We start from the raw sequence: 12800 nt of genomic DNA, 5'->3' as shown, positions 1-12800 counted from the left end.
TAATGATGCTGACGGTGAATGTTTAGCATATTGCATGCCACAGATACGCAGCGGCTCATGCACATGCGTTTAAACCTTTGCCAGTAAACAGGCAGCGCGCCGGATGCACATCAACTGTGCTTCCGGCGCGCCGAATATGAACCGCCGCAGCGGCTTTGAGCCAAGTACTAGAAGAACTGGCCCATACTGAATTCTACGCGACCGGATTCACGTTCTTTGTCGTAGTCCTGCACAAGCGGAATACCGTAGGCGATACGCAGGTCGCCCATGGGCGAACGCCAGCGCAGTTCAAGACCTGTGGAGCACACGATGTACTTGTCGAGCTTGCCGCCCATGGTCTTGCTGTCAATGTTGTAGCCGGCATCAAAGAAGGGAACCAGGGCAAGGCCCAGATCCTTCTGGAAGGTCCAGATGTATTCAAAGTTGGCAACGCCCATGCGGTCGCCACCGATCTGGTCGCCGTTGTACTTGTAGTCGCGGGGCGAAAGGTCGGAGAACGAATAGCCGCGGATGGTATCCATGCCACCAACCCAGAAGCGTTCGAACACAGGCACCTTGGAGTCGGTATTCTGGAACACGCCACCGAGACGGCCACGCACATGCACGGTGTTCTGCGGGTTGAAGGACCAGAAGCCCTGCCAGTCGGCTACAGTCTTGATAAAGTTGTCGGTACCGCCAAGGCCGCCGCCGCCGTATTCACCCCACAGACGGGCAATGGTACCCTTGGTGGGACGTTCCTTTGAGTCAGTCGTATCACGAAGGATACGGCCCGAAATGGCGCTTGTCCAGTTGACACCCTTGTAATCGCGGATATAGGGCGAAGAGTTGTCGTCCACATCATAGAGGGTGTAGCGTTCAAGGCGGTAACCGCCGCCAATGCTGGTGAATTCACCAAGGGGGTACGAAAGGCGGATGGTGTCGCCCACGGTGTCCTTGGTAAAGTTATCCCAGTAATCGTGGGTGTAGTACAGGTCGTTACCGATAGAAAGCTCGGTGTCGTACAGGCGCGGGTTGGTAAAGGACAGCACGCCCGATGTGCGACGCCAGGAGAAGAAGCCCTGCAGCTGCAGCCAGTAGCCGCGACCAAAGAGATTGCGTTCCATGATGGAGGCAGTTACGCCCACGTCATAGTATGAGGAATAACCGATACCGCCCATGATAGCGCCGGTGTTGGTTTCCTTGACCTTCACCTTCAGGTCGACTTCGTCTTCCTTGTCAGTGGGGATCAACTCCATGTCCACAGCAGAGAAGAAGCGCAGGCGGTTGAGGCGCTCGTTGGAGCGGCGCAGTTTGGCGCCTTCGTACATGTCGCCGTCGCCCAGACGCATTTCGCGCAGGATGACGTTGTCGCGGGTCTTGTTGTTGCCTTCAACAGAAAGGCGGCGAATGAAGACCTTCTGCTTCTTGGTGACGATGTAGCCCACATCCACCTGATCGCTGCCGTCGTCAGCCTTGACCACCTTGGTGTCCACTTCGGCAAAGGCATAGCCGTAGTCGGCATAATAGTCGGTCAGGCGCTTGGAATCTTCCTGCATGACGGTGAGCGAAAAATGCTTGTCGGACTGCTTCCAGTCGTCCATCTGGACAACTTCAAGCATCTTGTCTTCGCTGTCGATAACATCACCGGCAAAGACCACGTCGCGCACATTGTAGCGCGGGCCTTCATGCACGTTGAAGGTGATGTAGATACCGTCATCACGGTAATCAACAGTGGGCGCTGCCACCTGAATGTCAACGTAGCCTTCGTTAAGACCGTAGGCGGCGATGGCGTTGGTGTCGCGTTCGAGGTATTCGTCCTTGAGCACGCCCGTGCCGGTCAGCCACGAGAAAATGCCGCGTGGCTTGAGGGCCATGTATTTGTCAAGGTCGCCACGGTCGAGCTTGGAAATGCCCTCGATCTTGACATCCTTGATGTAAAGCTTGTTGCCTTCCTTGACGCTGAGCACAAGTACCGCACCACGACCACCCTGGCGGTCTTCGAGGCGGTAGTTCACCTTGGCAAGGTAGAAGCCTTCTTTGTGGTACAGTTCGGTGACCTTCTGCAGGTCGTCCGAGAGCACCTGTTCGTTCAGAACGCTACCGCTTTTTGTGCCCATGGCAGCAAGCACGTCGTCCTTGCTGACCTTGTCCGAGCCTTCAATCACGATATTGTCGATACGGGGCTTTTCCACCACAGTGAAGACAAGCACGTTGCCTTCAAGGGTAGCCTGAACGTCGCTGAAATAGCCCATATCCCAGATGCGTTTGACTTCTTCGTTGATGGCCGTGGCATCGGGGGTGTCGCCCTTGCGGATGGTAAGACGCATGAGCACGGTATCGGGATCAAGCACCTTCATGCCGCGCACCTGCACGTCGGCCAGGCCGCCGTGGGCAGAAGTGGGCGTACCCATGGGAACCAGAGTGGCGGGACCGTCGGGCTTCTTGGGAGTCGCCTCTGCAGCAGTGGCGGGGTTGGCAACCTCGGAGGCGCGCTTGGCAAGGGCGGAGGTACATTCGCTCAGGGCAGTGAGCGAATTGCGCTCAAAGCCAGCAGGTACGGCATCACCAGAGTAGACAGGCACAATGCGCGTGTCCATGGAGAAGCCCTGACCAAGCTGGTTAAACTTGCCGTAAATGACCAGGCGGGCACCGGCCTTGCGGCCAAGCTCGCGCGCGGTGGCAATATCCAGTGTTTCACCACTGCTGCGCTGCAACTGGCGCGCCGTAGCCATGGGCACGGCACGCATGCCGTTCTGCCCCAGCTGATCGGCGATCATCTGCGGCAGATCTTGTGAAGCGTTGGGCAGTTCTGGCCCGGCATTCACCTGAAAGGGCAAAACAAGCACAAGGGGGCCTTCCGCCGCCATGGCTCCACCCGAAAGCGCCAGGGTGGCGCAGGCCAGCAGGGCAAGGCACAGAGCTTTGCACAGCACGTTATTCAAAATTCTTCTCATACAAGGTCCCCGCTTTCAGTTCCAGGGTTCTGCCCATACCTGCGGCCAGCTCTCGGTTGTGTGTAACCACTACGAGGGTCATGCCCAATTCACGGTTGAGTTCGTTCATCAGTTCGCCCACCTGCGCTCCGGTAACTTCATCCAGATTGCCGGTGGGTTCATCAGCCAACAGAACGCGCGGTCGCATAAAAACCGCGCGTGCAATGGCAACCCGCTGGCGTTCACCGCCCGAGAGTGTGGCAATCTTGCTGTCCATACGCGCCGAAAGGCCCACGCGATCAAGCATTTCTCGCGCACGGGTCATGACAGAGCGTTGGCTCGCACCGCCGATTATAGCCGGCATTGCCACGTTTTCCAGAGCAGAAAATTCCGGCAGCAGATGATGAAATTGAAAAACGAAGCCCAGAGTTTTGTTGCGAAAAGCCGCTTTCTGGTCAGCGCTCATGAGCGCCATGTTGCGCCCTTCAAAACATATCTCGCCCGAACTTGGAGTATCAAGAGCACCCATAAGATGCAAGAGGGTGCTCTTGCCGGAACCGGACTGTCCGACTATGGCGAGCATCTCGCCTTCTTCCACAACCAGGCTGATATCCTTGATAATCTCGATATCTTCGCTGGCCGTGGCAAATTTTTTGCCCACATTTGAAAAAGTGTAGAGTGCTGACATGGCTATTCGTAGCGCAGGGCTTCTGCCGGTTGCAGGCGCGAGGCCTGGCGGGCCGGGTAAAGGGTGGCCAGAAAGCACAGCAGCATGGCGCTGGCTCCAATGATCAGCACATCGGAGAGGCTGATGATAATGGGCAAATGATCCAGTGTATAGACATTTTCGGGCAGTTTGATGAACTGGTAGCGCTTGAGCAGCCAGCCGAGCGAAAGGCCCAGCACATAGCCAAGCAGCGTGCCAATAACGCCGATAATGGTTCCCTGAAACATGAAAATACGCCGTATCATGCTGCTGGTTGCGCCCATGGACATCATGATGGCAATGTCGCGCGTTTTTTCCATGACCAGCATGACCAGGGTTGTGACAATGGAGAATGAACCAATCAGCACCACCATGGCCAGCAGAATGAACATGCCGATCTTTTCGAGCTTGAGCGCCGCAAAGAGGTTGGCGTTCATTTCCATCCACGAGCGCACATAAAAGGGCGAGCCCAGTTCGGTAGAAACAAGGGCCGAAATCTTGTCGGCCTTGTATACGTCGTCTACCGTCAGCTCCACGCCGGAAAGGTAGTTTTCGGGCAGACCCAGTACATCGCGTGCGGCGCCAAGGGTAACAAAGCCCAGCGACGAATCGTACTCGAACATGCCGGTTTTGAAAATGCCCACCACCTCAAAAGGGCGCACGCGCGGAGCGTAGCCCGAAGTGGTTTTTTGCCCGGATGGCGAGAGCAGATTGACGCGGCTACCCATGCCAAGGCCCAGACGCTTGGCGAGCTCCTCGCCAATAATGAGCCCCGGTGTGCCTTCGCGTTCAAGGTCTGCGGCAGTACCCGTGCGCATCTGGCGCAGCATGGAGAGCACGGCAGGAGCCGACTGCGGGTCGATACCGCGCAACACTACGCCCTTAACCCCGCCACCGGCAGAGAGCATGACCTCGGTGTAGATGAAGGGGGTTGCTCCGGTCACTCCTTTGACAGAACGCACGCGGTCAAGCAGATCGCTGCGGTTCTCAAAGGCCGAAGGAATATAGGACATGACAATGGCATGGGCATTGGCCCCCAGAATTTTGTCGCGCATGTCGGTGGTGAGGCCGTTGTATACGCCAAGCACCACTACCAGCGCGCCAACGCCAATAGCCACGCCCAGAATGGACATGATGGATATGATGTAAATGAATGTCTGCTTTCGCCTCGAAAAGAGGTAGCGCAGGGCGACAAATAGTTCGAATGACATTTGCCGCATATTGTCCCACCTTGCCCGGATATTCAAGAGATATTTTAGATATTGCGGCATTTGTCTGAGCCCGCCCTTGCCACCACCGAGGGTGCAGCTGCCCTCTGTCAGCCCGATTGGCGTATGAAACGGCGGGGGGGATGTCCAACGTACTGCCAGCATTGTCCATGAGCGCAACTGGCAGAAAAACCGCGGCAAAATTGCGTGCAGATTTGTGTGTGCTGGTGGCGGTGTGCTGGGCATGAGGCTGCTTTGTTTGCAAAATCCCCCGGCGGTTCGGGGAACCTGCCGGGGGACGGTTTTTCAGTCAGTTCTCGTGGCAACCGGCGAGCTTGGGCGCGCCTGCCGTCGTCAGGCTAACTGTGCTTCATGGCGTTAATGAGTTCGCTAAGTCGGCGTGCCTGCTGGGCGAGATCGGCTACGGCCTTTGTGGCTTCGCCCATGGCCTGGGCCGTTTGCCCTGACATGGCGTTTACCTGCACGATGGAGTGGTTGATCTCTTCGCTTGCGGCAGACTGCTGTTCACTGGCCGTGGCAATGGCGCTGACCTGATCGGCGGTGGCCTCCACATTGTTCACAATATCCCTCAGGGCCGCGCCCGACTGGCTCGCAAACTCCGTGGCGGTGTTGACCTCCACAAGGGCATTGTCCATGGCGGCGACGCTCTGTGCCGCACTTTGCTGAATCGCCGCAATGGCGTTGCCCACATCGTGGGTGGAAGCCATGGTCTTTTCGGCCAGCTTGCGTACCTCGTCGGCCACCACGGCAAAACCGCGACCCGCATCACCTGCGCGTGCAGCCTCAATGGCGGCGTTGAGAGCAAGCAGGTTGGTCTGGTCGGCGATGTCCGAAATCACGTTCATGATCTGGGTGATAGCCTGAGCATGCTGGTTCAGTCGGGTCATGTCGTCCTTGAGAGCCAGCGAAACGGTTTGTACCTGCCCGATGCTCTTGAGGGCGTTTTCAACAATACCTGCGCCGCTTTCAGCGTTACTGCGCGTCTCTGCAGAAACCGAAGATGCCGCCGAGGCGTTGCGGGCCACTTCCTGCACGGTGGAGTTCATTTCATTCATGGCTGTTGCTGCCTCGGCAAGGCGTTGGGCCGACTGGACAGCAATTTCGTCAGACTGCGCAATCTGTGAAGCCAGCTGGCTGGAGGCGGTGGAAATGATGGCCACTACTTCTTCCAGTTGCCCGGCAGCGGCCAGCATGCCTTCGCGCTTGGCGATTTCTGCCTTGTGGGCCGCTTCTTCCGCACGGGTTGTGGCAATTTGGGCCTCTTCGGTCGCCTGTTGTGCGTCTCTGGCTTTCTGTTCGCTTTCGGCCAGCAGATTTTTGATGTTGCCAATCATGTTTTCCATGCCAGCGGCCAGCGTGCTGAATTCGTCGTGGCGCTTGGTGGCCGCGTCCAGCAGCGCTTTTTCGCTGGCATTGGCCTCAAGGCGGCCCTCGGCCACTGCTCCGGCTATGCCCGAAATGCCCCTGAGCAGCCGTGCAATGGCACGTGCGGCAAGAATGATGATCAGCCCAACAATCAGTGCGCTGGCAAGGGTCAGCATCATTGAGTTGCCAAGCATCACGCGTGTTGCTGTATACACTTCGTCCCGGTCCATCTCGAGGCAAAGCACCCAGCCCACTTCGGGCATGGATTTGTAAAAAATGGTTTTATTGCGGCCGTCTTCGCCAACAAAGTGGACGATGCCCTCTGGGTTTTTGAGCACCTCGACCATGTAGGGCTTTTTGCTGTCGTCGCGGCCAAAGGCCTTGAGGTCGCGGTGCAGCATAACTATACCCTTGGTGTCGTAGGCGTATATACCGCCGCGCGCGCCAAAATCAATCTGGTTTGTGGTTGTTTTGGCCATGTCTTCGTTGTCAACGCCAGACCATACTATGCCCGCAGGTTTGCCGTTTCGTATGATGGGCAGGCCCATGATGGTGGCAATTTTACCAGTAGTTTTGCTCACAACGCCAACAACAGTTTTTTGGCCCTGCATGCCGCGCTGAAAATACAAGCGGTCGGTAAAGCTTACCCCAACTGATTTGCTGGGGCCTTTTTCTCCAGCAAGGTGATGGGCTATGGCCTTGCCTTCAAGGCCTGCAATTCCGCAAAATTCAAACTTTGAGTTGAGCGTCACAAAGCTGTTCAGTGCGGCATCTGCATCTGCAAAAAGGGTGCGCGTCATGACTTCGGGCATCTTGTCGTTGACTGCATCAAGGTAGAGAAGCACCCGGTTGTCTGCGGCAACCATGGAAAGTGATTCTTCCATTACGTTTAGCATGGCGTTCAGACCAATGGTTTGGCAACGCAAGAGGGCCTTGGCATCGCTGACTATCTGGTCACTCAGAATGTCTTCAGACATTTTGTAGCTTACGCCCGCCACAAGCAGCAGGCCCGCAATTGCCGGAGTCAGAATAGACAGCAGCATTTTGCTCAGCAGCCCCAATTTCATAAAGACCTCCTCGCGTTCCCCATGTTCCAATGCGATCAGAGCGTTAAAGTAAGCTAAGTATTATTTATTCTTATCAGGTCATGTAGTGTTATCGGCAAAAGCTGGTAACAGTATATGCCATTTGGCAGAATTTGTTTTAATGTTAGGTGTTTTTTTACATATCGCAAAGAAATTTTTGTTTAACAAGGTAGTGTAAAAATGCAACCGGAAATTGTTGGATTATGAAATCTGCTGGCTTGTAAGGAATACTTAATCCAAAATAGTAAATAGATTTTTGTAGTTTTTTGTTGATAATTTAAAAATACAACTGCTTAAAATTAAATATATGCTAGATTTGTGAGAAATATATATTGAAATAAAGTTATGTTGTTTGCAATAGCGTAAAATATAAACCTTGATACGCCATAACTATGTGTGTTGATTTGAATGTGCGTGCAATTTAAATCATAGTTGCTGTTTAAAAAAAGAAGCGCTGCCCCAGGGCAGCGCTTCTTGTGTTATTGTAACTCGCGGGTGGCTGTATATTGCCGACTGTGGCTATACCTCAGGCCGCAACAGCGGGAAGAGAATGACCTCGCGGATGGAAGCGCAGTCGGTCAGCAGCATCACCAGTCGGTCGATGCCAATGCCCTGGCCTGCTGCCGGGGGCATGCCGTATTCGAGGGCGCGCAGGTAGTCCTGGTCCATGCTGTGGGCTTCGTCGTCGCCAGCATCGCGTTCACGCACCTGGTCTTCAAAGCGCAGACGCTGGTCAACAGGGTCGTTGAGCTCAGAAAAAGCATTGGAAAGTTCGCGACCCGTCATAAACAGCTCAAAGCGGTCGGTCAGTTCGGGGTGCTCGTCGTTACGGCGCGAGAGCGGCGAAATTTCCGTGGGGTAGTGATAAATAAAATGGGGCTGAACAAGCTTGCCTTCCACATCCAGATCAAAAAGTTTGGCGTGCAGCTTTTGCAGGCTTTCGCTGTCGGCGGCCTTTTCACCGCGCGAGCGGATGTAGGCCTTGACCTTGCCATAGTCATTATAAAATTCCGGCGAGTGCCCACCGATCTGAGTAAGCGAATCGTAAAAGCTGAGTCGTGTCCACTTGCCGGGCGTGAGGTCAATCATCTCGCCCTGATAAGGCACAACGGTGGTGCCGCAGGCAGCCATGGCAATGTGGGCAAAAAGCTGTTCCGTAAAGTCCATGAGGTCTTCAAACGTGGCGTAGGCCCAGTAAAATTCACACATGGTGAATTCAGGGTTGTGGCGCGTGTCGATACCTTCGTTGCGGAAGTTGCGGTTGAGCTCAAACACCTTTTCAAAGCCGCCCACAAGCAGGCGCTTGAGGTACAGCTCTGGCGCAATGCGCAAAAACAGGGGCAGATCAAGCGCGTTGTGGTGCGTTTTAAAGGGCTTGGCCGCAGCGCCGCCCGCAAGGGGCTGCATCATGGGTGTTTCCACTTCCATGAATCCGTGGTCTTCCATAAAACGGCGAAACTCGCGCACGATCAGGCTGCGCTTAAAGAAAATTTCGCGCGCGCGGGGCGTGACGATAAGGTCAACGTAGCGCTGGCGGTAGCGCGTTTCCATGTCTGTAAGCCCGTGGTATTTTTCGGGCAGGGGGCGCATGGAGCGCGTAATTAGCTTGATTTTGCAGCAGGCAATGGTGAGTTCGCCCGTCTTGGTGCGGAACAGGTGGCCTGAAACGCCCACGATGTCGCCGATATCGAGCTTTTTGACCACCATGTAGCCGGCTTCGTCCATGTGCTCGCGCGAGGCATAGCACTGGATGCGGCCACTCTGGTCCATAATATGGAAGAAGGCCACCTTGCCGAACGAACGCAGGGAGACTATGCGGCCCGCGATGGCGAAGACGTCTTCCTGGCTGTCCAGGGCTTCGCCTTCAAGCTCGCCAAATTTGTCCAGCACCCAGGCGACGTCGTGTTCCTTGCGGAAGTCGTTGGGAAAAAGCGGTACGCCCGCGTCCAAAAGATCGCACGATTTGACAACGCGGTTTTTTACAACTTCGTTGAGACCTTCGCGCGCGGCGAAACTTTCCAGCATGGGCATAAAATAGCCCGCATGCTGCGACTTTGTACCCAACTTGACGGCAGGCTTGCTGTTTTTCTTTTCCCGATTATCCACTTAACGACTCCTGAATGGCCCATACCTGAAAGGAGCGTTACGGTATGCCATTAGCGCATAGGCGTCAAGATTGCCTCTCATGCCACGTACATGGCCTGTTGCAGATACGCGTAGAGCATTTCTTTGCTGAATGCAGAAATTACCCCACCCAGGTATCTCAATTATTTGGCCGCAGAGGCGCAGTGCAGGCGCAAATTCTGCTCCTTCGCCCACTTGAAGTTTTGCCCTGTTTGCGTGTATAAAATTCTTTTACACGATACAACCGCCGCCAGTATTCTGCTGGTGGCTTTTTCAAGGACAGTGTCATGCAAAAATTTACAGCCTCCTTTCTGGGGCGCGACTGCCCCGGTGTGGTGGCCTCTGTAAGCCGAATTCTTGAAGAAAGCGGCTGCAACATCGAGGAAGTGACCCAGACGATTCTTTCTGGCGAATTTGCGGCCATATTTGTGGTTGCCGCCCCCGAAACCGATGCCGAAAGTCTGCGCGCCAAGCTGAGCGCCGGTCTTGAAGCCTCCAAGGTGGATCTTTCCGTTCTGGTGCGCCCCGCCATCAAGGGCCAGTGGGGCACAGACCTGCACTGCGAACCCTTTGTGGTTACCGCAGACGGCCCGGACAAGCCCGGCCTGATCGCCGCCATGAGCCGCGTTTTTGCGCGCCACGGCGTCAACATCGAAAGCCTCAAGGCCATTCTGGGCGAGGGTGGCACCAACCATGCGCTTTTTGTTTTTGAGGTCATGGTTCCCAACAGCGTTGACATGGGCCGTTTGCGCCGCGAACTTGATTGCGAAGGCCAGAAGAGCGGCCTGCGCGTGAGCGCCCAGCACCGCGACATTTTTGAGGCCGTGCACCGGGTCAATTCCTTTTAGGAACATACCGTAGCGGCAGCACCAACCAGCGCAACGCGGAACCGATGTGCCGCAGCGGCAACAGCCCGGTTGGGTCGAGCACCAGCCGTACCGGGTTTGACCAGATGCACAATTCCTGGCCGCAGTCATTGCGCCGGGGAACAAACCGCCTTCCGGACAGCGCAGCCATGCGACCGCAGCTGACCGAAAATACAGGAAGACCTCCATGCTTTCAGAACGCGAAGTTATCAGCACGTTGAACATGCTCCGCAACGAGCATCTTGACGTGCGCACCGTCACCCTCGGCGTGAGCCTGTTTGACTGCGTAAGCCACGACCTCGAGCTTTTTACCGCCAACGTCAAGGCCAAGCTGAACCGTTACGCCTCGCAGCTCGTGCGCGTCTGCAACGAAGTGGGCGACAAGTACGGCATCCCCGTGGTGAACAAGCGCATCAGCGTCAGCCCCATTGCCGTGGTGGGCGCTCCCTTTGGTCCCGACGGCATGGTGCGCGTGTGCAAGGCCCTTGACGAAGCCGCCAAGGAAGCGGGCGTCGATTTTCTGGGCGGTTTTTCTGCCCTGGTCGAAAAGGGCTTTGCCAACGGCGACCGCGCCCTTATTGAAGCATTGCCCCAGGCTCTGGCCGAAACCGACCGCATCTGCTCCTCCATCAACGTTGCCTCGTCGCGCAGCGGCATCAACATGGACGCCGTGGCCCTGATGGGTCAGCAGATCCTCAAGGTTGCCGATGCCACCGCCGACCGTGGCGGTCTTGGCTGCGCCAAGCTGGTAGTTTTTGCCAACATTCCGCAGGATGTTCCTTTCATGGCTGGCGCCTATCTTGGCGTTGGCGAGCCCGATGTGGTCATCAACGTGGGCGTTTCCGGCCCCGGTGTGGTCAAAAAAGCCCTGGACCGCGCCCGCGAGGCTGGTCACAACGGCAAGGGCGGCCCTCTGACCCTGCTGGACATGGCCGAAGTGATCAAGCGTACCGCCTACAAGGTTACGCGCGTGGGCGAAATGATCGGTACCGAAGTTGCCACCCGTCTGGGTCTGCCCTTTGGCGTGGCCGACCTCTCGCTGGCACCCACCCCCGCGGTTGGCGACTCTGTGGGCGAAATTTTCCAGAGCATGGGCCTTTCGAGCATCGGCGCACCCGGCACTACGGCCGTGCTGGCCATGCTGAACGATGCCGTCAAGAAGGGCGGTGCCTTTGCTTCTTCCTCTGTGGGCGGCCTTTCCGGCGCGTTCATTCCGGTGTCGGAAGACTCCAGCATCGAGGCTGCCGCCACCTCTGGTCTGCTCAGCCTTGAAAAGCTCGAAGCCATGACCAGCGTGTGCTCCGTGGGCCTGGACATGATAGCCATTCCCGGCGATACGCCCGCTTCGACCATCTCTGGCATCATTGCCGACGAAATGGCCATTGGCGTCATCAATACCAAGACCACGGCCGTGCGCCTCATTCCCGTTCCCGGCAAGGGCGTGGGCGAAGAGGTTTCTTTTGGCGGCCTGCTGGGCAAGGCGGCCATTATGGCCGTGCCCAAGGGCGATGCGACCGACTTCATCGGGCTTGGCGGGCGCATTCCTGCCCCCATCCACAGCCTCAAGAACTAGTCCTTACTGCACCACTTTGCGGCGCGAAATCCTTTGGGTTTCGCGCCGTTTTTTATGTCTGCCACGCCGCGTCAGCGGCTTTTTTTATTGCCAGCTCTGCGCTAGGGTTACAGCTGAATCTTTTGTGAAGGAGGCCTCATGCCCCAGTATTTTGCCTACGGAGCTAAGGAAACCGACTACCTTGCCCGCAAGGACAAGCGCCTGGCCAGCGTGATTGAGCGCATCGGCCCCATCAGGCGCGAGGTTCGACCAGACCTGTTTGATGCCCTCATGCACTCCATAGTGGGGCAGCAGATAGCCACCAAGGCTCAACAAACGATCTGGGGGCGTCTGGTGCAGGCCCTTGGCCGGGTTACCCCCGCTACCGTGGACGGCATGGAGACAGAAGCCCTGCAGCGGCTGGGGCTTTCCTTCCGCAAGGTGGGCTACATGAAGGGTGCTGCCCGCAAGGTGTTGCAGGGCGAGCTGGATGTGGAGACCCTGCGGCACATGGACGACGGGAGCGTAAGTATGGCGCTGTGCAAACTTGATGGGGTTGGGGTCTGGACGGCGGAAATGCTCATGCTTTTTTCTCTTCAGCGTCCAGATGTTTTCAGTTTTGGTGATCTGGCCATTATCAGGGGCCTGCGCATGGTCTACCGTCACAAGGTTGTGAGCCGCGAGCGGTTTGAGATGTACCGGCGTCGTTTCAGCCCCTATGGTTCTGTGGCCAGCCTGTATTTGTGGGCCGTGGCAGGCGGAGCTCTGCCAGATTTAAATGATCCCGCCGCAAAGTCATAAGGGCTGCATATTCATGTATACGGATTTGTATGGGGTTCCATAATGGCATCGAATCGTACATCTTTTTGCATGGATATCTGATATCAGAAGCGCTGATGGGCATGGAATGGGCACACCATACTGAAATCATATGATAAGTATTCCTAGTATCTTTCTATTA

Annotated in this window: 8 protein-coding genes; 3 read left to right on the top strand and 5 right to left on the bottom strand. The window is 56.2% G+C overall.

The genetic code is table 11. The features are described from left to right. Window positions 1-167: 167 nt before the first annotated feature. The 5 genes from bamA to lysS form a co-directional block, all read right to left on the bottom strand. The gene (gene bamA / locus F8N36_RS03315; protein ID WP_291331329.1) at window positions 168-2933 is read right to left on the bottom strand and encodes an outer membrane protein assembly factor BamA; all 2766 of its coding nucleotides are present in this window, start codon (window positions 2931-2933) and stop codon (window positions 168-170) included. Continuing rightward, the gene (locus tag F8N36_RS03310) at window positions 2914-3600 is read right to left on the bottom strand and encodes an ABC transporter ATP-binding protein (protein WP_291331327.1); all 687 of its coding nucleotides are present in this window, start codon (window positions 3598-3600) and stop codon (window positions 2914-2916) included. Before F8N36_RS03310 ends, bamA begins: the two co-directional genes overlap by 20 nt. Before the next feature lie 2 nt (window positions 3601-3602). Further along, the gene (locus F8N36_RS03305; RefSeq protein ID WP_291331326.1) at window positions 3603-4829 is read right to left on the bottom strand and encodes a lipoprotein-releasing ABC transporter permease subunit; all 1227 of its coding nucleotides are present in this window, start codon (window positions 4827-4829) and stop codon (window positions 3603-3605) included. A 356-nt stretch (window positions 4830-5185) separates the two neighbouring features. Beyond that, the gene (locus F8N36_RS03300) at window positions 5186-7279 is read right to left on the bottom strand and encodes a methyl-accepting chemotaxis protein (RefSeq protein ID WP_291331324.1); all 2094 of its coding nucleotides are present in this window, start codon (window positions 7277-7279) and stop codon (window positions 5186-5188) included. Between the two features lie 537 nt (window positions 7280-7816). Then, the gene (gene lysS / locus F8N36_RS03295; RefSeq protein WP_291331396.1) at window positions 7817-9322 is read right to left on the bottom strand and encodes a lysine--tRNA ligase; all 1506 of its coding nucleotides are present in this window, start codon (window positions 9320-9322) and stop codon (window positions 7817-7819) included. Window positions 9323-9708: 386 nt separating this feature from the next. Between lysS and F8N36_RS03290 the strand changes: the two genes are divergently transcribed. From F8N36_RS03290 to F8N36_RS03280, 3 genes are all read left to right on the top strand, one after another. After that, a complete protein-coding gene (locus tag F8N36_RS03290) occupies window positions 9709-10269 on the top strand; it encodes an ACT domain-containing protein (RefSeq protein ID WP_291331322.1) in 561 nt (186 codons plus the stop codon). 205 nt (window positions 10270-10474) lie between these two features. Then, window positions 10475-11860, top strand: coding sequence for a PFL family protein (locus F8N36_RS03285; protein ID WP_291331320.1), 1386 nt, complete (start codon window positions 10475-10477; stop codon window positions 11858-11860). Window positions 11861-11998: 138 nt separating this feature from the next. After that, complete coding sequence (locus tag F8N36_RS03280) at window positions 11999-12640, top strand: DNA-3-methyladenine glycosylase 2 family protein (RefSeq protein WP_291331319.1); 642 nt, start codon at window positions 11999-12001, stop codon at window positions 12638-12640. The last annotated feature ends 160 nt before the right edge of the window (window positions 12641-12800 follow it).

The sequence above is a fragment of the Desulfovibrio sp. genome (genome assembly GCF_009712225.1).
GTDB lineage: Bacteria > Desulfobacterota > Desulfovibrionia > Desulfovibrionales > Desulfovibrionaceae > Desulfovibrio.
The sequence above is the reverse complement of the archived record's forward strand: the minus strand, read 5'-3'. Positions and strand labels throughout refer to the sequence as shown.

Coding starts and splice junctions, on each gene's coding strand:
- F8N36_RS03305 (WP_291331326.1), bottom strand. CDS start 4,829: ATGTCATTCGAACTATTTGTCGCCCTGCGCTACCTCTTTTCGAGGCGA.
- F8N36_RS03310 (WP_291331327.1), bottom strand. CDS start 3,600: ATGTCAGCACTCTACACTTTTTCAAATGTGGGCAAAAAATTTGCCACG.
- F8N36_RS03290 (WP_291331322.1), top strand. CDS start 9,709: ATGCAAAAATTTACAGCCTCCTTTCTGGGGCGCGACTGCCCCGGTGTG.
- bamA (WP_291331329.1), bottom strand. CDS start 2,933: ATGAGAAGAATTTTGAATAACGTGCTGTGCAAAGCTCTGTGCCTTGCC.
- F8N36_RS03280 (WP_291331319.1), top strand. CDS start 11,999: ATGCCCCAGTATTTTGCCTACGGAGCTAAGGAAACCGACTACCTTGCC.
- lysS (WP_291331396.1), bottom strand. CDS start 9,322: ATGCTGGAAAGTTTCGCCGCGCGCGAAGGTCTCAACGAAGTTGTAAAA.
- F8N36_RS03300 (WP_291331324.1), bottom strand. CDS start 7,279: ATGAAATTGGGGCTGCTGAGCAAAATGCTGCTGTCTATTCTGACTCCG.
- F8N36_RS03285 (WP_291331320.1), top strand. CDS start 10,475: ATGCTTTCAGAACGCGAAGTTATCAGCACGTTGAACATGCTCCGCAAC.